Origin of the sequence: Duganella sp. sic0402, from assembly GCF_019219065.1 — a bacterium.
Classification (GTDB): domain Bacteria; phylum Pseudomonadota; class Gammaproteobacteria; order Burkholderiales; family Burkholderiaceae_D; genus Rugamonas.
The window spans coordinates 13,118-37,034 of record NZ_JAHUWK010000007.1 but is presented as its reverse complement, the minus strand read 5'-3'; the positions used below and the strand labels follow the sequence as shown (position 1 = coordinate 37,034).

General features: G+C 63.6%; 17 protein-coding genes and 1 pseudogene. 2 read left to right on the top strand and 16 right to left on the bottom strand.

The window, feature by feature from the left end; translation table 11 throughout:
- The 3 genes from KW842_RS17300 to KW842_RS17290 all read right to left on the bottom strand — a co-directional run bounded on the left by KW842_RS17300 (position 1) and on the right by KW842_RS17290 (position 3,736).
- On the bottom strand, positions 1-381 hold the full coding sequence (locus tag KW842_RS17300; protein WP_218305356.1) for a cupin domain-containing protein: 381 nt from the start codon (positions 379-381) through the stop codon (positions 1-3).
- A 7-nt stretch (positions 382-388) separates the two neighbouring features.
- On the bottom strand, positions 389-2,698 hold the full coding sequence (locus KW842_RS17295; RefSeq protein WP_218305355.1) for an ATP-binding protein: 2,310 nt from the start codon (positions 2,696-2,698) through the stop codon (positions 389-391).
- A gap of 72 nt (positions 2,699-2,770) precedes the next feature.
- Positions 2,771-3,736, bottom strand: a complete 966-nt coding sequence (locus KW842_RS17290) for a quinone oxidoreductase (RefSeq protein ID WP_218305354.1) — start codon at positions 3,734-3,736, stop codon at positions 2,771-2,773.
- A 104-nt stretch (positions 3,737-3,840) separates the two neighbouring features.
- On the opposite strand from KW842_RS17290, the gene gcvA reads away from it, so the two are divergent.
- On the top strand, positions 3,841-4,713 hold the full coding sequence (gene gcvA, locus KW842_RS17285) for a transcriptional regulator GcvA (RefSeq protein WP_218305353.1): 873 nt from the start codon (positions 3,841-3,843) through the stop codon (positions 4,711-4,713).
- Here the strand turns inward: gcvA and KW842_RS17280 are convergent.
- The 10 genes from KW842_RS17280 to KW842_RS17235 all read right to left on the bottom strand — a co-directional run bounded on the left by KW842_RS17280 (position 4,710) and on the right by KW842_RS17235 (position 18,526).
- Positions 4,710-6,095, bottom strand: coding sequence for an amino acid permease (locus KW842_RS17280; RefSeq protein ID WP_373925200.1), 1,386 nt, complete (start codon positions 6,093-6,095; stop codon positions 4,710-4,712). The genes gcvA and KW842_RS17280 overlap by 4 nt on opposite strands.
- 184 nt (positions 6,096-6,279) lie before the next feature.
- Positions 6,280-7,353: a mechanosensitive ion channel family protein gene (locus KW842_RS17275; protein ID WP_218305352.1), complete on the bottom strand. Its 1,074-nt coding sequence runs from the start codon at positions 7,351-7,353 to the stop codon at positions 6,280-6,282.
- A 185-nt stretch (positions 7,354-7,538) separates the two neighbouring features.
- Positions 7,539-9,731 carry an OsmC domain/YcaO domain-containing protein gene (locus KW842_RS17270; RefSeq protein WP_218305351.1) on the bottom strand — a complete coding sequence of 731 codons (2,193 nt, stop codon included), beginning with the start codon at positions 9,729-9,731 and terminating at the stop codon, positions 7,539-7,541.
- Positions 9,732-9,789: 58 nt separating this feature from the next.
- Positions 9,790-11,679 carry an ATP-binding protein gene (locus tag KW842_RS17265; RefSeq protein WP_218305350.1) on the bottom strand — a complete coding sequence of 630 codons (1,890 nt, stop codon included), beginning with the start codon at positions 11,677-11,679 and terminating at the stop codon, positions 9,790-9,792.
- 3 nt (positions 11,680-11,682) lie between these two features.
- A complete protein-coding gene (locus tag KW842_RS17260; protein ID WP_218305349.1) occupies positions 11,683-12,372 on the bottom strand; it encodes a response regulator transcription factor in 690 nt (229 codons plus the stop codon).
- Positions 12,373-12,449: 77 nt separating this feature from the next.
- Positions 12,450-12,755 (bottom strand): iron transporter, encoded by a 306-nt coding sequence (locus tag KW842_RS17255; RefSeq protein ID WP_218305348.1) that lies wholly within the window; start codon positions 12,753-12,755, stop codon positions 12,450-12,452.
- On the bottom strand, positions 12,752-14,335 hold the full coding sequence (locus tag KW842_RS17250; protein ID WP_218305347.1) for a PepSY domain-containing protein: 1,584 nt from the start codon (positions 14,333-14,335) through the stop codon (positions 12,752-12,754). Before KW842_RS17250 ends, KW842_RS17255 begins: the two co-directional genes overlap by 4 nt.
- Before the next feature lie 3 nt (positions 14,336-14,338).
- Entirely contained in the window at positions 14,339-16,780 is a 2,442-nt protein-coding gene (locus tag KW842_RS17245) for a TonB-dependent receptor (protein WP_218305346.1), read from the bottom strand.
- 89 nt (positions 16,781-16,869) lie between these two features.
- A complete protein-coding gene (locus tag KW842_RS17240) occupies positions 16,870-17,919 on the bottom strand; it encodes a FecR domain-containing protein (protein WP_218305345.1) in 1,050 nt (349 codons plus the stop codon).
- A gap of 82 nt (positions 17,920-18,001) precedes the next feature.
- Positions 18,002-18,526, bottom strand: coding sequence for a sigma-70 family RNA polymerase sigma factor (locus tag KW842_RS17235; protein ID WP_218305344.1), 525 nt, complete (start codon positions 18,524-18,526; stop codon positions 18,002-18,004).
- 239 nt (positions 18,527-18,765) lie between these two features.
- Here KW842_RS17235 and KW842_RS17230 point away from each other — a divergent pair, with 239 nt between their 5' ends.
- Positions 18,766-19,791 carry a glycoside hydrolase family 43 protein gene (locus KW842_RS17230; RefSeq protein WP_229223760.1) on the top strand — a complete coding sequence of 342 codons (1,026 nt, stop codon included), beginning with the start codon at positions 18,766-18,768 and terminating at the stop codon, positions 19,789-19,791.
- A 14-nt stretch (positions 19,792-19,805) separates the two neighbouring features.
- Here KW842_RS17230 and KW842_RS17225 read toward each other — a convergent pair whose 3' ends face one another.
- The 3 genes and pseudogenes from KW842_RS17225 to KW842_RS27525 all read right to left on the bottom strand — a co-directional run bounded on the left by KW842_RS17225 (position 19,806) and on the right by KW842_RS27525 (position 23,914).
- Complete coding sequence (locus tag KW842_RS17225; RefSeq protein ID WP_229223759.1) at positions 19,806-22,829, bottom strand: glycosyl hydrolase family 28-related protein; 3,024 nt, start codon at positions 22,827-22,829, stop codon at positions 19,806-19,808.
- A 13-nt stretch (positions 22,830-22,842) separates the two neighbouring features.
- Positions 22,843-23,613 (bottom strand): annotated as a pseudogene (locus KW842_RS17220) (TRAP transporter large permease subunit).
- Positions 23,498-23,914 (bottom strand): hypothetical protein, encoded by a 417-nt coding sequence (locus KW842_RS27525; protein WP_373925199.1) that lies wholly within the window; start codon positions 23,912-23,914, stop codon positions 23,498-23,500. Before KW842_RS27525 ends, KW842_RS17220 begins: the two are co-directional and overlap by 116 nt.
- Between the last annotated feature and the right edge of the window lie 3 nt (positions 23,915-23,917).

Genomic DNA, 23,917 nt, shown 5'->3' with positions numbered 1-23,917 from the left:
CTACAACGCGACCTCAGTTGGAACACGCCGGTCGACGATGACGTAGTGTTTTTTGATGGACTCGACGACCTCAAACACGCCCTTGAAGTTGGCGGGGATGACCAGGGCATCGCCGGGACCGGCTTCGGCGGCGTGGCCTTGTTCGTCGATGACGCGGCAGCGGCCTTCGAGGACGTAGAAGTATTCATCCTTGTGCGGGCCGAAGGCGATGCGCCAGCTGCCTGTCTCGCACGCCCACACGCCGGCGCTCACTTCGCCGCTGGCATTGGTGTAGTGGTTCCAGGTAGTGCGCTTCGGATTGCCTTCGAGACGGCGCTCCTCGCGCGGATGGTCGTATTCGGCTGCCGGGGATTGGTGACGGAATTCGGTAATGGTAGGCATACAGGTATCAGTGATGTTTCAGGCCAGCCGCGCCGCCGGCCATGTCGGCCAGCGCCTGCGACAGTTCCAGCCGCAGCGTGGCCAGATGCGGCGCTACGGCGTGCAGCTCGCCGGCGTCGGCCAGCTTTTCAATTTGCGCGCAGCGCGCGTGCAGCGCGTCCACGCCAAGGAAGGCGGCTGCGCCCATCATGCTGTGCGCGGCCAGCGCGACGGTCATCCCATCGCCATTGTCCAGTCCCTGCTGCGCCACGTCCAGCAGGCGCGGTCCTTCGACCAGGAAGGCCGAGCGCATCGCGTGATACAGCTTGTCGCCGACGTCCGGATGCTGCGCACCCGCCACCGGCTGCGCCGCCACGCCGAACATGGCGTCCAGCGCAGCCGGCGTTGGCGCGCGCGACGCCGGCGGGCGCTGTTCGCCGACCAGCGGTTTGCCCTGCGCCAGCAGCAGATCGAGCTGGCGGCCAATCTCGCGGTGCAAATCGTTTTCGTCAATCGGCTTGGCCAGGAAGCCGCTGGCACCGGCCTCCATGAAGCGCTGCCGCTCCTCGGCCGTGGCGTTGGCGGTCAGCGCGATCACCGGCAAGGCGGCGTCGCGCACGCCATGCAGTCCGGCGCGCAGCCGCTGCACGGCGGCCACGCCATCCAGGCGCGGCATGCGGCCATCCATGATCACCAGGTCGTAGTCGCGCGAGGCCATTTCCTCCAGCGCCGCCAGGCCGTCTTCGACGATGGTAATGGCGTGCCCCATATGGCCCAGCAGCTCGCGCAATATCAGTTGATTGGTCACGCCATCCTCGGCGCACAGCACCGCCAGCCGGGCCGCGTGGGGACGGCGCTGCTCGGCCAGCGATGCCGGCAACGGCGCCGGCACGCCGCGTTGCAGCGGCAGGTAGACCCGGAACACGCTGCCCACACCAGGCTGGCTGCTGGCGTCGATGCGTCCGCCCATCGCCGCGACGATGTGCTTGCAGATGGCCAGGCCCAGGCCCGCGCCGCCATACTTGCGCGAGGTGGCCGCGTCGGCCTGCTCGAACTTCTGGAACAGCCGGCCCAGCGCGCCTGCTTCAATGCCGATGCCGCTGTCGCTGACAGTCAGCACGATGCCCTGCCCATCATGCGCGATCACGTTGACGCACACACCGCCGCGCTCGGTGAACTTGACGCCATTGCCGGCCAGGTTGAGCACCACCTGCCGCAGCCGCGTCGGATCGCCGCGCCACCATACCGGCAGTGCCGGGTCGACTTCCGCGCTCAGCGCGATGCCCTTGCCGGCGGCGCGGTCGGACAGCAGGTCCAGCACATCATGCAGCAGGGCCGGCAAATCGAAGTCCAGCGTTTCCAGCGGCATCTTGCCGGCTTCCAGGCGCGAGAAATCGAGAATGTCATTGATAATCTGGAGCAGCACCTCGGCGTTGCTCAAGCTGACGCGCAGCTTGTCGCGCGTGGCCGGCGCCAGGCTGGCGTCCTTCAGCGACGAGCGCAGCATGCCGATCACGCCGCCCAGCGGGGTACGCACCTCGTGGCTGATCATCGCCAGGAAGTCACTCTTCAGTTGATTGGATACTTCGGCCGCGCGCTGCGCCGCCAGCGATTCCGCCTGGCGCTCCTGCGAGGTACGCAAATCCGCTTCGCGCGCGTGCAGCGTGGCGATCTGCGCTTCCAGCGTCTGCCGGTAGCGGCTTTCGTTCTCATGGCTGCGGGCGTGGATCTCGCGTTCGCGCACCATCGCGCCACCCAGCCCGTGCAGCAGATAGGCGCAGGACAAGGTCAGCACGCTGGACACCAGCAAGAAGTTCACCGCAACCACCGTCCAATGCGCGACCGGGCTGACCAGCACGACCGCCATGCCCGGTTCGATCTCACCCAGATAACCGGAGAGGAACAGCGTGCCGGTACACCACAGCAGCGCCGGCACGGCGATCCGGTTACCGATCAGCACCACGCACAGCACCGGCAGCGCCAGCAGGTAAATCTGCGACAGCGGTCCCAGCGAAAACAGCAGCGCCACCGCCAGCAAGTAAGCGATGCCCAGCAGCGCGAAGGCGCGCCAGCGGTACGGCATCTCGCGCCGGTAATTCAGCAGGCCAGTGCCGGCCAGCGACACCAGGTCGACCGCCACCAGCACCCAATGCCCCTGGGCCGCAGCCGCCCACATGCTGGGCAACATCACCAGCATGCCCAGCCAGAAAGCCACGGCGCACAGGCCGTTCAGCAGCCGGTGGCGCCAGCCCTGCAGGTCCTGGTCACCCTGATCCAGCGCTTTCAGGCGCTGGATCAGGGCGGCGCGCAAGGCGCGTACCGGTAGACTGTGGATCAAGGCGTCACTCACTAGGAAGATTGTAATTAGCGCACGATTCTACTCCTTTTTATGGCTGCCACGGCCACTGTTCTAGTCCGGCAGCAACACGATTTTGCCGGCAAAGCTACGTTCTTCCAGACGGCGATGGGCGTCGGCGCCACGCGACAAGGGAAAGGTCTGCACCGTGGGCAAGCGGATCGCGCCGCTGCGCAAAGCGGTGAACAGGCGGCCGGCGCGCGCCAGCCGCGCAGCGCCGCTGTCCAGGTAATCCCACAGGTCGCCGCCGACCACAGTCTTTGAGCTTTCCATCAGGCGGCGCACATCCAACGGAGGCGGCGTGCCGCCGGCCATGCCATAGCTGACCAGCGTGCCGCGCGGGCGCACCGCCCGCAAGCTGTCCAGCAGCGTGACGCCGACCGCGTCATAGGCCACATCGACGCCGCCGCCACTGAGTTCGCGCGCCTGCGCCACCCAGTCGCCGTCATAGCCCAGCACATGCGCGGCGCCCAGCGCGCTGGCGATATCGCGCTTGGCCGGGGTGGAAGCCAGCGCAATCACCGTGGCGCCGCGCGCGACCGCGAATTGCAGCAGGTACTGGCCCACGCCGCCCGCCGCCGCATGGATCAGCGCAGTGTCGCCATGGCGCAGCGCGTAGCTGTCTTCGACCAGGTACTGGGCGGTGAGCCCCTGCAGCAGCAGCGCCGCCGCCTCCACATGGCTGACCTCCGGCGGCAAGGGCAGCGCCTTGTCGGCCGGCAGCGTGACCCGCGTCGCATTGGCGAACGGCACGTCGGCAAAGCCGATCCGGTCGCCCAGCGCGAAGCCGCTGACGCCCTCGCCGATCGCCACCACCTCGCCCGCACCTTCGTAGCCGGAGATATGCGGCGCGACGCCGGCCAGGTGGTAGTCGCCACGGCGCCGGTAGATGTCGGCGAAATTCAGGCCGATGGCGCGCATCTCCAGCTGGATATGCCCGGCCGGGACAGCGGGATCATCAAGCTGGCGCAGGCGCAGTACCTCAGGGCCGCCAAAAGTGTCAAACGTCAGTGCATGCATGGTGTCGCTCCTTTTCTGTGTGCAGCCATTCTAGGCAGCCAGCGACAGCACAACCATGGATTAGTTTTCCGGTAATATGTGAACGAAATTCATATATTGAAGCGATGCCGCCACCTCTACCGCCCCTGCCCGCCTTGCGCGCTTTTGACGCCGCCGCGCGCCACCTCAGCATCAGCCGCGCTGCCGATGAGCTGTACCTGACTCATGGCGCGGTCAGCCATCAGATCAAAAACCTGGAAGCGCAGCTGGGTGTGCGCCTGATCGCCCGCCACGGACGCGGCATCGTGCTGACGCCGTCCGGCGCAGCCTTTTCCGCCAAGCTGGGGGTGGCGCTGGCGCAGCTGGAAAGCGCGGTCGCCGAAATCCGTCCTGCCGCCGCCGGTCCGTTGAAGATTACCGCCCTGCCTTCGTTTGCCGCCAGATGGCTGGTGCCGCGCCTGCCGGACTTCCGCGCGCGCCATCCGGAAATCGAGCTGCACCTGCACACCGCCCATGCACTGGCCGACTTTGCGCGCGACGGCGTGGACCTGGCAATACGCTACGGCCAGGGTGCCTGGCCCGGCGCCACGGCGGAAAAGCTGATGGATGAGGAACTCGTGCCGGTCTGCAGTCCGGACTTCAACCATGGACAGCCGCCGCAGACGCCGCAAGAGATCCTGCGCGCCCCACTGTTGCGCGACACCCATGTACGCTGGGCGAACTGGTTTGCCGAGATGGGGATGGCGGTGCGCGAGCCGAAGAACACCTTCGTCTACACCGATTCCGGCCTGCTGGTGCAAGCCGCTGTCGCCGGCCAGGGAGTGGCGCTGGCGCGCGCCGTGCTGGCGCGGGATGACCTGGCCGCAGGCAGTCTGGTTAGGCTGCCCGGCGCGGCACTGCCGGCCGGGCATGCTTACTACATCGTGTTTCCAACGGATCCGCCACTGCCGCCGCACGCGCTGGCGTTCGTGGCGTGGCTCCGGCAAAGCGCCGCCTAGTTCAGCGCCGAGCGCTGGCGCGCATAGGTGAAATACACCACCAGCCCGATCGCCAGCCAGATAAGGAAGGCGATCCAGGTCACCGCGCTGAGGAAGGCCATCAGCGCGCCGCAGAACAGGATGGCCAGCGCCGGTATCACCGGCACGCCAGGGCAGCGGAAGGCGCGCGGCAGGTCGGGACGCTTTTTACGCAGCACGATCACCGCCACCGACACCAGGCAGAACGCGGCCAGCGTGCCGATATTCGCCAGCTCGCCCAGCACTTGCAACGGCACCAGGGCGCCCAGCAGACCAAACACAATGCCGACCATCCAGGTCGAAACGATAGGCGTGCCGGCCTTGTTCAGCGACGACAGGCTTTTCGGCAGCAGGCCATCGCGCGACATGGCGTACAGCACGCGAGTCTGGCCAAAGGCCATCACCAGGATCACGGTACTCATGCCCAGGATCGCGCCCACGTCGACAAAGCCGGCGAACCAGTTTTCACCAGCGAATTGCAACGCCAGCGACACCGGGTGATCGATGCCCTTGAATTCGGTATACGGCACAATGCCGGTCATGATGGCAGAAACCACCACGTACAGAATGGTGCAGATGGCCAGCGAACCGATGATGCCAATCGGCAGGTCGCGCTTCGGATTCTTGACCTCTTCCGCCGCCGTGGTCACCGCGTCAAAGCCGATGAAGGCAAAGAACACCAGTGCCGCCGCGCTCATCACGCCGGTGACGCCAAACGGCATGAAGGGCTGCCAGTTGGCTGGCGCCACATGGCGCGTGCCAACCAGGATGAACAGCAGCACCACGCCAATCTTCACCACCACCATGATGTTGTTGACGCGGACCGACTCGCGCACACCCAGCGACAGCATGACGGTCAACACCATCATGATGCAGAACGCCGGCAGGTTGAAGAAGGTGGTCACGCCCGGAATCGCGCCCGGCGCGGCGGACAGCGCCACCGGAATATGCAGGCCGAAGCCGCTCAGCAGCGACTGGAAATAGCCCGACCAGCCGACCGACACGGCCGACGTCACCAGTCCGTATTCCAGTATCAGATCCCAGCCTATCATCCAGGCGATGATCTCGCCCAGGATCGCGTAGCTGTAGGTGTAGATGCCGCCGGCCACCGGCAGGATGGAGGCAAACTCCGCATAGCACAGTGCCGCGAAGCCGCAGGCAAACGCCGCCACCACGAAGGACAGCGCCAGCGCCGGGCCGGCGGTGGTGGCGCCGCTGCCGGTCAGCACGAAGATGCCGGTGCCGACAATCGCGCCGATGCCCAGCAAAATCAGGTCGACCGGGCCCAGCACCTTGCGCAAGCCGCCCGGCTCGGCGCTGGCCGCCCGCATCGCATCAAAATCCTTGGTTCTGAAAATACTCACTACTGCCTCCTTGTGGTTTGAATAGGTGCGTGATGGCGGACACTCAGGCGTCGGAGGCCGGCAGCGGGCGGTAGCCGGCTTCGTGGTCCATAGCTTGTTGCGAACGGTTGCGTAATGGAACCGGAACCGCCAGTGGGCGGCCCGCATTATACTGGAGCGCGGCGCCGCCTCCCCGATAGCGGCCTCACGCCGGTTCCGGCTCCGGTTCTGGCTCCCTCAGCGGACGCGCCAGTTGCAGTGTCTGCGTCGGATGCGCAAACTTGATGCCGAGTTCAGCAAAGCGCTCGAACAACAGCATATTGATGTTCTGCTGAATATCCATATAGGCCCGATACTCCGAGCTTTGCACGATGTAGACCGTCTCGAACTCCAGCGCCGATGGGCCGCAAGCCTTGAAGTGGGCGCGGTCGAACTGCGCCAGCGGCTGCGCTTCCACCGCCTGTTGCAGGATCTGCGGAATCTGCCGCACGTTCTCCTTGCTGGTCTGGTAGGTCACGCTGATCGGGAACACAATGCGCCGCGTCTCCATCCGCTTCAGGTTGCGGATGCGGCTTTTCAGCATATCGCTGTTGGAGAACACGATCTGCTCGCCGCTCAGGCTGCGGATGCGCGTGGTCTTCAGGCCGATATGCTCGACCGTGCCGGCGATATCGTCAACGATGATGAAGTCGCCCACCACAAACGGCTTGTCCAGCACGATGGACAGCGAGGACAGCAAATCGCCCAGGATATTCTGCAAGGCCAGCGCCACCGCGATACCGCCTATCCCCAGGCTGGCCACCAGCGTGGTGATGTTGACGCCAAAATTATCCAGCACCATCAGCAGTATCACCACCCACAGCGCGAGCCGCAGCAGGAAGCCCAGCACCGATGTGGACGTGGTGCTGGCGATATCTTCGGCGATGCGCTGGCGGCGATAATGATCCAGCCACTCGCGCACGCCCACGTCGCCCCAGCGCGCCACTTGCAGCAGCGCTGCGGCCAGTGCGAAGCGGGTCAGCCGCAGCGTGGCAGGTTCGGACATCTCCAGCCATTGCGATCCGGCCAGCGCGCCCATCACCAGCATGAAGAGCGGATGGGTGGCGCTCAGCACCTTGACGGCGGCGTCATCGACATAGGTGGTGGTGGTTTGCGCGTAGCGGTCCAGGCGGCAGACGGCGAGTTTGCGGATCGCATACAGCAGCAGCGTTACGGCACAGCTGATGGCGAGGGCGATGGCCCAGGTGGCGAGGTCATTTTTAAACAGAACGTAATTCATCGGTCTCCCGTACGCCCGGCGCTGCTGCGCCGGCCTGGTGAAAAACACAAGCGCAGGCGCTGCTGCGCCTGGTTGCCAGGAAGGGGGTACGCCAGCGGGTCATGCCGTGGCGATCCAGAGAGCCGAAATTGTAGCATCCAGATGCATGGCCGCACATGCATCTGGATTCAGGCGTGCGCAGCTGCTTAGCGGGCCTTGGCGCGCGCCGCGTGCAGCTTGCGGTAGCTGTCGATCAGGCGCGCGTGGCGCTCCAGTCCTTCCAGCTGCATGCTGGTCGGCGTCAGGCCGTAGAAGCGCACGCTGCCGTCCACCGAACCCAGCACCGCATCCATGCGCTCGTTGCCGAACATGCGGCGGAAGTTGGCTTCGTAATCGGCCAGTTCCATATCATCATCCAGCGCCACTTCCAGCACCGCGTTCAGCGCCTGGTAGAACAGGCCGCGCTCGACGCTGTTGTCGTTGTATTGCAGGAAGGCGCCCGCCAGCTCGTGCGCCTCTTCCAGCTGCTGCAGGGCGAGATTGATCAGCAGCCGCAATTCCAGCACCGTCAGCTGGCCCCACACGGTGTTCTCATCGAACTCGATACCGATCAGCGTGGCGATGTCGCCGTACTCGTCCAGCTCATTGTTCTCCAGCCGCTCCAGCAGCGCTTCCAGCTGTTCTTCATCCAGGCGGTGCAGGTTCAGTACGTCCTCGCGGAACAGCAGCGACTTGTTGGTGTTATCCCAGATCAGGTCTTCCACCGGATAGACTTCCGAATAGCCCGGCACCAGGATGCGGCAGGCGGTCGCGCCCAGCTGGTCGTACACGGCGGTGTACACTTCCTTGCCCATTGCTTCGAGTATGCCGAACAGCGTCGCGGCTTCATCGGCGTTCGAGTTCTCGCCCTTGCCGGAGAAGTCCCACTCGACGAAGTCATAGTCGGCGCTGGCGCTGAAGAAGCGCCACGACACCACCCCGCTGGAATCGATGAAGTGCTCGACAAAGTTATATGGCTCGGTCACCGCTTCGCTGGCGAAGGTCGGACGTGGCAGGTCGTTCAAGCCTTCAAAGCTGCGGCCCTGCATCAGCTCCGTCAGGCTGCGCTCCAGCGCCACTTCCAGGCTAGGATGTGCGCCGAAGGAGGCGAACACGCCGCCGGTGCGCGGGTTCATCAGCGTCACGCACATCACCGGATATACGCCGCCCAGCGACGCGTCTTTCACCAGCACCGGGAAGCCCTGCTCTTCCAGTCCCCGGATACCGGCCACAATGCCGGGATACCTGGCCAGTACTTCCTGCGGCACGTCTGGCAAGGCGATTTCGCCTTCCAGAATTTCACGCTTGACCGCACGCTCGAAAATCTCGGACAGGCACTGCACCTGCGCTTCCACCAGCGTATTACCGGCGCTCATGCCATTGCTGGCGTACAGGTTCTCGATCAGGTTGGACGGGAAATACACCGTCTCGCCATCCGACTGGCGCGTGAACGGCAGCGAGCAGATGCCGCGCGCGACATTGCCGGAGTTGGTGTCGATCAGGTGCGAGCCGCGCAGCTCGCCATCCGGATCGTAGACTTCGCGCGTGGTGTCGTCGAGGATCTCGTCCGGCAGCTGGTCCTTGCGGCCCGGCTTGAACCAGCGCTCGTTCGGGTAATGCACGAACTCCGCGTTGGCGATCTCCTCGCCCCAGAACGCGCCCGCGTAGAAGTGGTTATTGCTGATGCGTTCAATGTATTCGCCCAGTGCCGAAGCCAGCGCGCTTTCCTTGGTCGAACCCTTGCCGTTGGTGAAGCACATCGGCGAGTGCGCGTCGCGGATGTGCAGCGACCACACATTCGGCACGATATTGCGCCACGAAGCGATTTCAATCTTGATGCCGAGATTGGCCAGCACCGCCGACATATTGGCGATGGTCTGCTCCAGCGGCAAGTCCTTGCCGGGAATATAGGTGCTGGCGCCCTCTTCCGCCTGCACCGTCAGCAGGGCTTGCGCGTCGGCGTCCAGGTTGGCGACTTCCTCAATGATGAAGTCGGGTCCTTCCTGCACCACTTTTTTGACCGTGCAGCGCTCGATCGAACGCAGGATGCCCTGGCGGTCTTTTTCTGAAATGTCTTCCGGCAGCTCGACCTGGATCTTGAAGATCTGCTTGTAGCGGTTTTCCGGATCAACGATATTGTTCTGCGACAGGCGGATATTCTCGGTCGGGATGTTGCGGGTATTGCAGTACAACTTCACGAAGTACGCGGCGCACAGGGCCGACGAGGCCAGGAAGTAGTCGAACGGGCCAGGCGCCGAGCCATCGCCCTTGTAGCGGATGGGCTGGTCGGCAATGACTGTGAAGTCGTCGAACTTGGCTTCGAGACGTAGCTTGTCGAGAAAGTTAACCTTTATTTCCATGGGAAGATCCGGGCGGCGAGCCGCGTAGTGCCTTATAAATCAAAGGGTTAGGATTCTATCACACTTCCCTGGTCACCGGCAGGCGCAGCACCAGCCGGGTGCCGTCGCGGCCCGACTCCAGTTCGATCTCGGCGCCGATGGAGGCGGCCCGGCGCATCTGGTTGCGCAGCCCCTTGCCCTGCTTGGCCATGCCGCCCTCCACCGAGAAACCCTGGCCATTGTCGCTGATGATCACCAGCACAGTCTCCGCCTCGACGCTGGTGGCTACGCGGATTTCGCTTGCCCCGGCGTGCTTGGCGATATTCGAAAACGCTTCCTGCAAAATGCGCAGGATGTGCAGGCCGTTGCGCGGATCGATCCATTCCATCATGGGTACATTCTCGACTTCCCAGCGCAGCTTGATGCCGGCCGCCTCCAGCCGTGGCCCCAGGCGGTAGCGCAGATTGGCCAGCAACAGCAGCAGGTCGGCCTCGATCGGCTCCATCGAATCGATGGTCAGCTTCAGGTCGTCGATACAGTGCTTGAGCACATCGGCCACCATCACCGCATCGATATTGCCGCGCTCCACCGCCAGCAAGGCGGTCACCAGCGACGAGCCCATGCCGTCGTGCATATCCTGCGTCAGGCGCATGCGCTCGTCATGCAGGGTCTGGATCAGCGCGATCTCGCGCAGGCGGCGGTGTGTCTCTTCCAGCTCCTCTTCGCGCTCGCGCAGACGGCGCTGCAGACTGGCGTTGACCAGGCGGACGTGGTTATTCGCCTCCAGAAAGCGCCGGTAAATGATGTACATGAACATCAGGAAGGCGCCGATGTTATTGAACGGGCCAACGTAAATGCTTTCGACGCTGACGTAATTATTCTGCATCAGCCAGTCATAGATCGCCAGCAGCATGCCGATGATGCCCCAGATACTCAGCAGCAGGCCATCGCGCGATTTGGCGCGCCAGCATTGGTAGCAGCCCACAACGACCACGGTCAGGCCGATCAGCGTCAAGGCGATGTAGGCCAGCGGCGCCAGCGTGTAGGCATCGAGCAGGAAGGACAGCCAGGGCAGCGTCAGGATGCCGATCGCGATGGTCACCGCCAGCACCGTGGTGTGCAGCCAGCGCAGCGGACGCTGATGCAGATAATTCAGGAAGAAATGGGTGATCGCCACCATCCAGAACGCCGCATTGATGGTGATCCAGCTGAACCAGCCATCGCTGATCGGCAGCCTGCTCTCGCCCACGTGGTAGTGCAAGGTGCGCAAAAAAGCCGCCAGCGAAATCGCGAAGAACAGCAGGTAGACCGACTCGTTGCGCAGCCGCAGCCAGACAAAGAAGGAGAACAGGCCGACCGCCAGGAACGCGGCGCTGCTGGCATAAGGCAGTTGTACCTGTACCAGGTAGCGCGTCCGGTAGCGCCAGTTCAGATTATCGTCGGTGCCTATCCACATGGACGAAATACCGCCGCCGGAATCGGCCGGGCTTTCGATCCGCAGCAGGATGGTGCGCGGCAGCTGTTCTCCCGCCGTGCCTTCCAGCGCAATCCACAACGGGATATTCCAGCCGTTCCAGTAAGTGCTCTGATGCGATTGATACAGCAGCCGCTGGTCGCCATAAATGGCGATCTGGCCATCGGTTTTCCAGCGCGGGATGTACAGCGAGCGTGGCGCGTCCGACGCCGGCAGCGCGGGCAGCTGCACGCGATACCAGCTGACCACGGTCGGCGGCCCCTCGGGATAGTGTTGCGTCAACGGTGTCAGCTTGCGCGGCAATGCATGCGGCAAGGTCAGCGGCCGCCATGCTCCCGGCAACTGCGCCGCGTCGATCTGGCCAGGCGGCTTGGAATAGCCATGGCCGGCGATTTCCAGCACCTCGGCCTGGGTGATATGCAACGGTTCATCGGCGCGCGCCGGCGCGCACCACAGCAGCAGGCAGGCAAACAACACGCGGAAGATGGGCGGCATGCCTCAGTTTCCGATCAAGCCCTGATTCCTGGCCTCAAAGATCGCTTCAGCCTTGGAATTGACGTGCAGCTTGCTGTAAATGCGGCGCACAAAAGTGTGCACCGTGTGCCGCGATACCGATAGCAGTTCGGCGATTTCATCGGCCGTGAAGCCCTTGGTGATCAGTTCCAGCACTTCCAGCTCGCGCGCCGACAGCAGCGGACGGGTGGCGTCGGTTTTCGGTGGTGCGGAGGCCGGCTGCGGCAATTTCTTCTCGCGGAAGCGCGTCAGCACCTGGCGCGCGATCAAGGGACTGATCGGGCTGCCGCCGCGGTGCAGGCTGCGGATTTCGCCGACCATGCTGTGCGCCGGGCTGTCCTTCAGCAGATAGCCGGTGGCGCCAGCCTCCAGCGACTGCATCACATGGATCTCGTCGCCAAACACGGTGCAGACCATGACCCCGCATTGCGGCTGGCGCAGATGGGCGGCGCGTATCAGCTCAATGCCGGAACCATCCGGCAGGCCCAGGTCGACCAGCAGCACATCCATGGTCAGCATTTCCAGCGCGCGCATGCCCTGCTCGCGCGTGCTGGCCACGGTCAGCAGCTCCATGTCCGGCGCATCATCGATCATCTGCCGCAGCATTTGCTGGAAATCGACGTCGTCCTCCACGAGGACCACGCGAATAAGCGGATTGGTGACCGGTGTCTGCATAAGAGGAGGCTTGCTAAGATGTTCACGACAATCGCAACACTGTACAAGTTCTAGTGTCGAAAAGCAAAAAAACCAACTCACGCCGATAACAGTCGCCATCCACAGTAAAGCAACACCCCCAGGCATGCCGGCGCCAGCCACACGCGTACGACGCTGCGGGTGGAGAAGACCCACAACACGAATAGCGTGTAAAAAACAAAGCTCAGCAGGCTGGCGATCATGACGCCTTCGGCGCGGGAAACACCGGGCAGCCACGGCAAGGCCAGCGCTGCAACGGATGCCAGCAGCGAGCTCAAACCATAGCCGCCCACACTGGCCAGCATTACCCGGCCGGCCACCTGCCAGCGGTATCGCGCAGAGAGTCCATGCAACTTGGAGTTCATAACGGCAATCTCCTATTGGTCACTACGGCCCGATTTACACCGTGCACCCGCCAGGCCGCCGAGGCCAGCGCCACGCCAAATCCCAGTGCCGCCAGTTCCACGCCGGCACGTTGCCAGTCGCCCGCCAGCGCATAGGCAAACAACTGCTGGCCAGTCGTGAGGTAATTCAACAGCGGCAGGCCGAAACACAACAGCGCGCCCAGTGCCAGCTGCTCAATCCACGCCTGCATCGGCCGACGCAACAGCGCGTACAGCAATGTCGCCAGCCAACACCACAGAAATACGCGGATCTCCAGCACGCTACGTTCCGCCCATTCCACCGGCAGCAGGCGATTCGCATAAAAATAGACGATACAAGCCAGCGCGATACCCGCCATCGACGCAATATTCAGCGCTTCCACCACGCGATAAATGCCAGCGGTGGCGCGGCCGAATTCCTCGGCGCTTTTCTTGCGGCGCTTGATGCTGAACAGGATGGTGCCGGTGGCCATCATGGCGGTGCCCATCAGCCCACTCATGAAATACAAGCACTTCATGCTCCAGCCACCAAAGCGCACCAGGTGCAGTGCCTTCATCACCTCATGCACATCGGCGCTGGTGCTGGCCGCGTCGGCTCGGGGTTTGTGCACCTCCAGCACGGCGCCGCTGACACCGTCGAAAGCCACCAGGCTAACAGGGTTGATAATGGTTTCGCTGCCGCCATGCTCGCCGGCGGCGCCAAACACGCGCACCACCATGCCGGCGCGTCCAGGCTGTTCGACGACAACGCGCCGCGCCGGCTGCTGCATCAATTGCGCAGCCTGTGCGACCAGCGGCGCCAGCGGATGCATGACAGCGGGCGCCGTACCGCGCGGTCTGCGCGCCGGCGCAGCCTTGCTTTCCAGCTCCGATTGATAGCGTGGATAGGCGTCCGCACCATACGCAGCCTGCAATGGCCATGGCATATAGGCGGTGTAGAAAAACGTCAGGCCGGTGTAGACGATCATGAACAGAAACGGCAGCGCCAGCACTGCTGTCACGTTATGCGCATCAAGCCAGGAACGCTGTCCCTTGCCCGGCCTGAAGGTGAAAAAATCCTGGAAGATGCGGCGATGCACCACCACGCCCGACACCAGCGCCACCAGCATGCACATCGACACCCAGCCAACCAGCCAATAGCCCGGCGTGTCGGCTTGCAGCATGTAGTGGAAGGACATGAAGTGGCGGCCGCCTTCGGTCTTACGGCCAGACGGCGCCGCCAGCACCTCACCACTGGCAGGGTCCAGGGCGGCCTGTCCGCCGCCCTGCCACGCCAGCAGCAATGGCCCACGCTGCTCTGCGGGCAGCTCCACCCGCCAGAAGCGCGCCTTGCCGGCGTTGGCTGCGAGGTGGGCAGCGGCGGCGTCCAGCGCCCTGGCTTGCTGGCCCGGCGATGCAGCCGCGCCTGCGGCCGTGATCGGACGTGCCTCCATCCATTGCGTGATCGGCTGGCGAAACACCGCCAGCGTCCCGGTCAGGAAGATCGCGCACAGCAGCCATCCGGAGGTCAGGCCACACCAGGTGTGCAGCCATGACATCTGCTGACGAAAACCGTCCTTCATTGTTTAGAAGCCGCCGCGCAGGGTCAACGTGACATTGCGCGGATCACCGTAGTAATTGGCGTTCACAAAGCTCGATAGCGTGCTGTAATAGCGCTTGTCGAACATATTGTTGAAGTTCAGCGAAGCCGACCAGCGCGGGTTGATCTGATACTTGATCATCGAATTCCACACCGCGCGTCCGCTGACATCCGCCGTCAGTGTGCCGATCATGCGATAGCTGGCGCTCTGGCTGTTGACGCCGCCACCGAAGGTAAAGTCATGCAACGCGCCTTGCGGCTGGTAGGTGGTCCACAAACGCAGCATGTGCTTGGGCGTGAAGCTGTTGAACGACAAACCGCCGCTGTTGACGTCTTCCAGATATTTGGTGCGGTTGAAAGTGTAGCCGGCGAAGATATTCCAGCGTTTGGCCAGTTCGCCGCTGATCTCGGCGTCCAGCCCCTGGCTGCGCACCTTGCCGCTGTCGGTGTAGCAGTAGTAATCACTGCGGCAGGTCGGGCTGGTGCTGTAGTCTTCCTGCGCGCGGTTTTCCTGCACCACGCGGAACAGCGCCAGCGAGGTGTTCAGACGGCCATCCAGCAGCGCGCCTTTCACACCCACCTCGTAGTTGGCGCCGACCAGCGGCTTCAGCGACGCGCCCGATTCCTTTTGCTCATACTGCGGCGAGAAGATGTCCGCATAGCTGGCATAGGCGTTCCAGCCGGGATTGATCGCATATACCAGGCCGGCGTAAGGCGCGAGCCTGGCGTGCTCACCCTGGTTGGTGGTCGAGACCGATGGACTGCGGCCGGTGGTCACCGTATCCCAGATGGTGCGCGACCAGCCCAGACGGCCGCCGATGATCAGCTTCAGCGGATCGCTCAGTTGCAGCCGCAGCGCGCTATACGCGCCAAGTTCACGCGACTTGCCGACCCGTGCTTCCTTCAGGTTGGCGTAGATAAAGTCGGCCGTGGGTTCAGGAAAATCCGCATTGAAGCTGTTGATGTCGTAGGTATAGTAGTTACTGCTGACGCCATAGGTGGTGCGCGCCTCGGCATAGGAGTAGGTCACGCCAGCAACCACCTCATGACGGCGCCCCAGCGCATCGAATTTGCCGGTTACATTGGCGTCCATACCGGACAGCTTGTTCTCGGCAAGCGTGTTCGAGGCGCGCAGCGCGCCGCGATTGGTCGCAGGATTGATGGCGACGCCGGAGCCGGCGTACATCATGTCATTGTTTTCCTTCACAAAGGCGGTGCTGACCTTGAGCGTCCAGTCATCATTGAAGTAATGCGTCAGGTCGGCGAATATGCCGCGATTGCTATTGTCCTGGCGATTCCAGGCCGCGCCGAGAAAGGTGGAGCGTGGCAAGCCCAGATCCTTGCCGGTGCTATAGCGCGGCAGGCCATTCAGGAACGGTGTGCCCCTCACTTCTTCCGAACTCAATGCCAGATTAAGCTGGGTCTGTGGCGTCACATCATATTCAACTGTGGCAAACAGCGTTGGGCTGCGGCGATCGACATAGTCAATGAACGCATGCTTGTCCTCATAATCAGCCACCACGCGGGCGCGCAGCGTGCCCTGCTCATTCAATACCCGGCTGGCGTCAAGCTGCACGCCGTAGCTGTCCCACGAGCCAGCCTTGGCGACCACGCTGGTCGCGTCGCTGAGCAGCGGACGCTTGCGCACCAGATTCACCGCACCGCCCGGATTGCCAGCGCCTTGCAGCAGGCCAGCGGCGCCGCGCAACACCTCCACGCGGTCATAGATCACCGTGCCGGCGCTCAGATTACTGGCGCGGCCATACATGCCGCGGTTCAGCGGCACACCGTCGTATTGGACCGTGGTCAGATCGAAACCACGCGAGTAGATATACTTGCCGCCCTGCGGGCTTTGCTGGATGGTGACGCCGGTGGTGCTGGCCAGCGTGTCATACAAGGTGGTCAGGTTTTGCTCGTCGAGCAGCTGGCGCGTGACCACGCTGATCGACTGCGGAATGTCCTTCAGCGCCTGCTCGCCTTTGCCGATGCTGACCGCACCAGTGGTATACGAGCCTGTGCCTTCGGTGGTGGGACTGAGCAGCGCCTGGGCGCTCACCGATACCGGGGCCAGCGTCTGCATCGCCGCATCTTCGCGGCGGCTGGCGCGTACCGTGACCACCGTGCCATCGATATCGGCCACCAGGCCACTGCCTTGCAGCAGCATCTGCAAGGCGTCGCGCGCAGTCATGCGGCCCTGCACCGCCGGTGCGGATTTGCCGGCCACCAGCGCAGGCTGGACGATCAGCTCAAGCCGGGTCTGACGCGCCAGCGCATCCAGCGCGGGTGCGAGCGGCTGGGCGTTGATGCGGATGTCGACCGCGACAGCTGCCGAAGGCGTGGCGCCCGATTGAGCATGGGCGCCAGCGGCGGCAAAGGCAAGCGCGACGGCCAAGGCCAGCGGGGCCGGTTGAAAACGAAAACGGGTCATGCGATCTCCACAGAAGTTGAATACGAATCCTTCTCATGTAGACGCATGGCGCAACGAAACCCCAACCCTGTTCCGAAAATTATTTTTGCTTAGTGGCGCGCGACGATTTCGGTCTTGCCAATATCACCATGCAGCTCGACCGGCAGCACGCCGGGCAGCACCCGCCGGAAATTATCCAGCCGGTGCGGATCGAAGGTGCCGGTAATGCGCAATGCCGCCACCGCAGTATCGTGTATCAGCAGGCCGGTGTCGCCATAGCGGCCAAACTCGGCCAGCACCTGTTCCAGCGGCACATTATCAAAGTTGATGCGGCCATCGCGCCACGGCGCAATCCCGGCGGCGGCAACCTGGCCGAGCGCGCCAAGCCGGCCGGCGCGGTCCGCAGCGACACGCTGGCCGGCGCCCAGTTCGATGGTCTCAACAGCGCCGCTGGCCGACGCAACCCGCACCCGTCCTTCCTCAACCTCGACCTGCACCCCGTCCGCGCCGGGTACGCCAGGCGTATGCCGGACCGAGAAGCGGGTGCCAACCACCGTCACGCGCAACGCACCAGCCAATACATCAAAAGGCCGCTGCACATCGCCCCGCACCTGGAATACGGCCTGCCCTTGCAACAAGCGCACTTCGCGCCGCTCGCGATACAGCTGCACGGCGATGCGGGTGTCGGTATCGAGCCGCAGCACACTGCCGTCGGGCAGAGTGATGTCCTGTTGCTGACCGCGTGGCGTAGTGAAATCCGCCGCGTACAAGGGTTGCTGGCGCCATTCATTCCAGGCCAGCAAGCCACCTCCGGCAGCGATCAGCGTGACCCCGGCCAGCGCCGCGCGCGGCGCCATGGCCATCAGCCAATGACGGCGTGCAGGCGATACGGCATGCGCGCTGGCCGACTGCTCGGCGTGCAGGTCGGCCGTCAACCGGCGGCGCAGCTGGGCTATGCCGTCCGCCGGCAAGGCGTCAAGCTGCGTCCAGTCGGCGTGCCAGCGCTGCAGCGCCTGGCGATGCGCCGGGTCGGCCCGCAACCAGGCATCGAATTCGCGCTCTTCTTCGGGCGTGAATACCCGCTGGCGACGCGCGAACCAGTCCAGTGCCTGGCGGTCAAGCTCGCTAAGGGAAGGGTCGGATAATGGACGAGGACTCATATCTGTGTCACGGGCATATGCATGTAGACGCACGAGGCGGCAAAAACCCAACCTCGTGGCGCAGCAAAAGCGGGCAAAATATTCATTCGGATGGTTTCCTTGCGGCGTCGTCGTACTGTTGCTGGCAGCGGCGGCAGGCTTCCATGGCATTTTTAATATGCCGCTCCACCATGGTCAGCGAAATGCCCATCTGCTGCGCTACCTTGGCTTGTGGCAGGCCGTCGAATTTATGCAGGATGAAGGCTTCGCGGCAGCGCAGCGGCAGTTCGCCGATCACCGCCAGCATGGCTTGTACGGCTTGCGCCGACATCGCGGCGGTTTCCGGCTCCAGCGCGGCGGGCGCGGCCAGCGCTTCCAGTACACCGTCATCGGCGCCCGCGTCGGCTTCCGCGCCCTGCCCGCGCACGGCGTCGCGGCGATGGCGGTCGATCAGCAGGTTGCGCGCGGTGCGATACAGCAGCGCGCGCGGCTCGGCCACGGCTTCACCCGATTCCTGCAAGGCCAGCACGCGCAAATAACTTTCCTGGGCCAGATCGGCAGCGGTATCGCGGTTGTTGACCGCGCGCGCCAGGAAATTCAGTAATTCTCGATAATAGTGTGTTACCACATATGTCCAAAGCCAAGGGGGCGACGGCTCAGGTCTACAGGCTGGCTTGGCATAACGGTGGCTAACCCTGAATGCCAGGCATACCCCTTCTTATCCCCGGCTCATGCATTTTACCGTGTGTGGCAATGGATGTGCAGCATGGCTTGATATCGCTTCCGATATCAATCGGCATATAAATTTCATTGGCTTTTCAGCGCATCCATCATAACAATTGTCCAAACTAAAATTTGGAGACACTCATGCAAACCCCAAGCAAGCACGCGCGCAGCCGGCTCGCCTCAATGTCCTTATGCCTGTTGACCGCAGCGGCGCCATCGATGGCACAGGTCGCACCTGGCGATGCTGCCGGTTCCAATCCCATCATCCATGACCGTTTTACCGCCGATCCGGCTCCCCTGGTGGTGGGCGATACCTTGTATTTATACGTCGGCCACGATGAGGCGCAGCGCGACGAGATGTTCAATATGCGCGAGTGGCTGGTCTACTCCACCAAGGACATGCGCACCTGGACCAGCCATGCGCCTATCATGAACGTCAAGGATTTCAAGTGGGCCAAGGCGGATGCCTGGGCTTCGCAGACTATCGAGAAAAACGGCAAGTTCTATTTTTACGCTGCGGTGGAACACGACGCCAGCCATCCCGGCAAAGCGATTGCGGTGGCGGTCTCCGACCAGCCCACCGGGCCCTTCGTCGATGCGCGCGGTTCGGCGCTGGTGACCAATCAGATGACTCCCAAAGGCACGCACAGCTGGGAGGATATCGATCCGACCGTGTTCACGGACGATGACGGCACGACCTGGCTGGCCTGGGGCAACCGCCAGTGCTACATCGCCAAGCTGAAGCCGAATATGATCGAACTGGATGGCCCTATCCAGGAAATCACGCCGCCCCACTTTGAAGAAGGCCCGTGGCTGCACAAGCGCGGCCAGCTGTATTACCTGACCTACGCCTCGCTGGACCGCAGCACACAGCGTGATGAACACATCTCGTATTCGACCGCACCCGCCATCACCGGTCCCTGGACCTATCGCGGCCTGCTGACCGGCTCCGGAAAATACAGCTTCACGATCCATCCCGGCATCGTCCAGTTCAAGGATAACTGGTATCTATTCCTGCACAACGCCAGCTTGTCGATCGGCGATCTGAACGGCGCCATCGGACGCCGCGCGGTCACGGCGGAGCATCTTCAATACAACGCCGATGGCAGCATGAAGCCGGTAGTGCAGACCAGCGCTGGCGTCAGCTTGCCGCCGCCAGCGCAATGATCGTCTAACGGCCCCTAGATGCGGGCCGAATACAGCGCGTGATGGGTCAGGATGAACAGCGTGCGGCGGTCCGCGCCGCCGAAGATCAGTTGCAGCGGCCGCGCCGGTACGTCGATCCGGCCGCTCTGCTTGCCATCCGCGCCGTAGATGAAGATCTGCCCATTGGCGACATACAATTTGCCGTCCGGCCCCTGCGCCACGCTTTCACCGCCGCGGTCGGCCACCTGACGCAGATCGGTCAGCGCCCCACCCTCGCCCAGCAAGCCGCTGTAGGTCAGGTTCTGCGAGCTGTTGGTGAACACCACCCGCTGCCCCGGCTGTCCATACACGAAACCATGCGTATCCAGCGTGTCCGACCATCGGTAGCCCAGATGATCGGGCGAGCCGTGGCGGGTGACGCGGAAGGCCGGCAGCACCAGGCTGCCATCCGGCGACACATATTCCAGCGCCTTCGGCCTGGCCGCATCGCGCGCGAACATCTCGGCCAGCGTGGTGAACTCATAGGTCTGCAGGTTTAGCTGATCCTCGAATTCGCCATTCGCCCAGTAGTTGACCGGCAAGGCCACGCGCGCCTGGCTATGCGCCGCGCGCCGCGTCGGCTTGATCACCGACATCAGCCCGTTGGGCTTGATGCTGTAGACCATGCCCTGCTTGCCGCTGGATGACAGCACCATCAGCTGGTCGCTGCCGTCCACCGCCAGGTTGACCGGGTCCAGCGGAAAGTCGCTGACCGTCTTCAGCCCCTCGCCCTGCGCGTAGCTGAAAATGCGCTGGAAGTGGCGGTCGATGAAATACAGCCGTCCCGTGGAGTCCACCGCAGCGCCGGCCACCGAGTAGAAGCCGTCTTCCAGCTTCTCCACCTGCACCGCGCCTGGCGCCGCCAGCGCACTGGTTTGCTTGCCGCTGTAGTCCAGCACCGAGAACATGCGCTCACGTACCTGCAGGCGATTGGTGACATCGGTAATGGCGTTCTCGTAGGGGTATTTCGAGGCGCGCACATCGGCCACGCAACCGTTTTCGTCGCAGGTCGGGAAACCGCTCTCGCCGTTCACCGCCACATTGCGGAAGCGGATGTCGCTGGAGTTGGTGATCTGCACCGCCGTCGGCGCCGGCTTCATCGAACGGGTGACGCGATAGGCGTGGTAGTTCGCCAGTAAAATGTTGTTCGAGTTGCGGATATCGAGCGACACCGAGTCGGCGCCATCGCGCACCTCTTCCTCGGTCTGCGGCGCGTAGAACGACCAGTTCTGCACGCCGTTCAGCACGATCTCGTTGCGGAGATGGTGTTCCGCCGACAGCTCATACACACGCCCCGGCGTGCTGGTATTGGTCACGTAGAAGCCCGCTTGCGCGTGGCCGGCCGGCGACCACACGCCGGTAAAGGTGCCGCCACCGCCATCGCTTACCCAGATGCTCGGGTACTGGCGGTCCCACCATGCCGAGGTGTCGAAGCGCGGGCTTTTCTTGTACGGATCGGTCGGCGAACCATAGCCCCACTGGATGCGGATATCGTCCACCAGCGACTGCTCGCCGGCGCGCCACAGCAGCGCCACCGCGCGCGGATTGACTTCACCGGTGTTCAGGCCCAGGCCGGTAACCAGCGCGTCGCCGCCGCGCGCGCTTTCCAGCAGCGCCTTCGGCGTATCGCTCCCCTGGTACAGCGGCGAGCCGTTCGGCAGCACCAGCCGGGTCAGGCCCGGATGCAGCGAGATCAGCACCGTGTCCGGTTTCAAACGAATGGTGTCGTTGACCACGTAGAAGCCCAGCGGCAGATAGACCACACGGCGGCTGTCGATGGCCTTCTGGATCGCGGCCGTATCGTCGCTAACGCCGTCGCCCTTGGCGCCGAAGCTGCGCACGCTGGCCCAGTCGGCGGTTGGCGGCAGCGCACGCAGCACGCGGCCGGTGTTTTCCCTGGCAGGCAGCGCGGCAGTGCGGTAGCTGGTGTCGAACTGGCCAGGCTGGTCCAGCGCATTCAGCTTCAGGCCATGATTGAATTCCGCGACCTGGTAGTTGCGGCCCGGCGCAGCCAGCTGTTTGCCGCTGTCGCGGAACTGCGCAAACACCGGCACATTGCGCGCGCTGATGCGCTCAAAGCCGACCTGGGTGTAGACATTATTCTCATTGCTGATGATGACACCAGCCTTCGATATATTTTCGAGGCGTACGTCGTGTCCCCATAGCCAGTCGCCATAGCCACGGTTGATCTCGATGGCGACCGGCGTGTTGCGGATCTCGGTATTGGCCAGCGTCAGCCCTGCCTCGTGCTCGCGGATGGCGGCGTCGCGCTGGCCGTCAAAGTACGAATCGAGCAAGGTGAACTGCCAGGCCGGCGAAGTCTTCTCCGCCAGGATGCCGTAGCGGCCGCCGAAGAAGCGCAGGTTGTAGGCGATATTGCCGACCTGGTAGATGCCAGCCAGCCCGGAACCCATGCGGAAATCGATGTGCGACAGGCTGGAGTGCTGCGCCGTGTGCATGCGCACGCCGCTGGCGGCCGGGTTGCCCTCGCCGACTTCAAAGTCCACATTCGACAGCGCGGAGTAGAAGGTCGACGAATTGGCGTCGCGCACCGCCTTGCCCGGCTCGGTGCTGAACGGCACGGCGCTGGGCACCGGCATGGCGACCTTGCCGATATTATAGGTGTCGGTGCCGGTGAAGATCAGCATATTCGCCACGCCTTTCTGGAAGCCCGGCGTATTGGCGCCCAGCAGCAGCACCGGCCGCGTTTTGCCGACGCCGTAGACGCGCACCGCAATCGGCACCAGAATGCTGCGGCTGATCCGGTAGCGGCCCGACGGCAGGAACACCACGCCGCCGTTGCCCTGATTGGCCGCGCTGTCGATTGCCTGCTGGATGGCGTCGCTGTCGTCAGCGACGCCATCCCCTCGGGCGCGCACGGTCACGGCGCGCGGATCGTCGGGCATGCTTTGGTAAGCCGATATCGAGGCCGGCGGCCTGGCGGCGGCGTGGACCGCGACCGGCGCGGCCGGCAGCAGCGCGATTGCCAGCAGCGGCCATTGCATGGATCGGTAGTTCAATGACTTCTCCTTGTTAGACGAACAGCGACAACAGCAGTACGAACACAATGCCGAAGCTGCCCACCAGTGTTTCCATCATGGTGCATGAGCGGAAGGTATCCTTCAGCGACAGACCGAAATATTCCTTGAACATCCAGAACGCCGAATCGTTGACATGACTGAACATCAGGCTGCCGGCGCCCACCGCCAGCACCATCAGGTTCGGATCGACACCCGAGGTCTGCGCCATTGGCGCCACCACACCGGCCGCCGTGATGCCGGCCACCGTGGCTGAGCCAAGGCACACCCGTATCAGCGTCGCCATCAGCCAGCCCAGCAGCAAGGGCGGCACCGGCAGGCTGGCCAGCTACGCGCCAAGCTGGGCACTGATGCCGGACTCGGTCATCACCTGTTTGAGGCCGCCAGCGCCAGCGATGATCAGCAGGATGGGTGCAATCTCGCGCAGCGCTTCCTGCGCCGACGCCATCACCTGCGGCAGCGTCATGCCGCGGCTCAGTCCCAGCGTGAACATCGCCACCACGTAGGATGCCAGCATCACCGTCAGCGGATTGGAAAAGAAAGCCAGCGGCTCGGTCAGTTCGGGCCGCAGCAAGGTGGCCAGCGTCAGCGCCGCCAGCAAGGCCACCGGCAGCAGCGCCGTAAAGAAGCTCGCAAAGGCGCCTGGCAGTTCATGTAGCGGCTTGGGTTCGCTGCGGAAGATTTCCGCCGGTTGCGCGCGGATCTGCTTCAGCGTCATGGCGAACAGCGGCCCGGCGATGATCAGCGTTGGAATCGCGACCAGCATCCCGTACAGCAGCGTCTTGCCCATGTCCGCATGCACCGCTGATGGCGATGCGGCGGGCGGCGCCGCTATCGGCAATCAGCTTGCCGAACACCGCGCCGAGGCAAATCACCACCGTCAGCGAACCGAGCAAGTCGCCGATGCCTTTCTCGATCGCGCCGGGGATTTTCGCCAGCGGCATGCCCAGCATCAAGGCGGCCAGCATGGCTACCACCACGAAGGCTAGCAGGGGCTGAACCTTGCCCCAGGCGATCATGATGGTCAGCAGGCCAACCGCCAGCAGTACGGAAAATAAACTCCACACGGC

Excerpts from the sequence above, each read along its gene's own strand:
- KW842_RS17300 (WP_218305356.1), bottom strand. The coding sequence starts at position 381 with ATGCCTACCATTACCGAATTCCGTCACCAATCCCCGGCAGCCGAATAC.
- KW842_RS17290 (WP_218305354.1), bottom strand. The coding sequence starts at position 3,736 with ATGCATGCACTGACGTTTGACACTTTTGGCGGCCCTGAGGTACTGCGC.
- gcvA (WP_218305353.1), top strand. The coding sequence starts at position 3,841 with ATGCCGCCACCTCTACCGCCCCTGCCCGCCTTGCGCGCTTTTGACGCC.
- KW842_RS17275 (WP_218305352.1), bottom strand. The coding sequence starts at position 7,353 with ATGAATTACGTTCTGTTTAAAAATGACCTCGCCACCTGGGCCATCGCC.
- KW842_RS17270 (WP_218305351.1), bottom strand. The coding sequence starts at position 9,731 with ATGGAAATAAAGGTTAACTTTCTCGACAAGCTACGTCTCGAAGCCAAG.
- KW842_RS17265 (WP_218305350.1), bottom strand. The coding sequence starts at position 11,679 with ATGCCGCCCATCTTCCGCGTGTTGTTTGCCTGCCTGCTGCTGTGGTGC.
- KW842_RS17260 (WP_218305349.1), bottom strand. The coding sequence starts at position 12,372 with ATGCAGACACCGGTCACCAATCCGCTTATTCGCGTGGTCCTCGTGGAG.
- KW842_RS17255 (WP_218305348.1), bottom strand. The coding sequence starts at position 12,755 with ATGAACTCCAAGTTGCATGGACTCTCTGCGCGATACCGCTGGCAGGTG.
- KW842_RS17250 (WP_218305347.1), bottom strand. The coding sequence starts at position 14,335 with ATGAAGGACGGTTTTCGTCAGCAGATGTCATGGCTGCACACCTGGTGT.
- KW842_RS17245 (WP_218305346.1), bottom strand. The coding sequence starts at position 16,780 with ATGACCCGTTTTCGTTTTCAACCGGCCCCGCTGGCCTTGGCCGTCGCG.
- KW842_RS17240 (WP_218305345.1), bottom strand. The coding sequence starts at position 17,919 with ATGAGTCCTCGTCCATTATCCGACCCTTCCCTTAGCGAGCTTGACCGC.
- KW842_RS17230 (WP_229223760.1), top strand. The coding sequence starts at position 18,766 with ATGCAAACCCCAAGCAAGCACGCGCGCAGCCGGCTCGCCTCAATGTCC.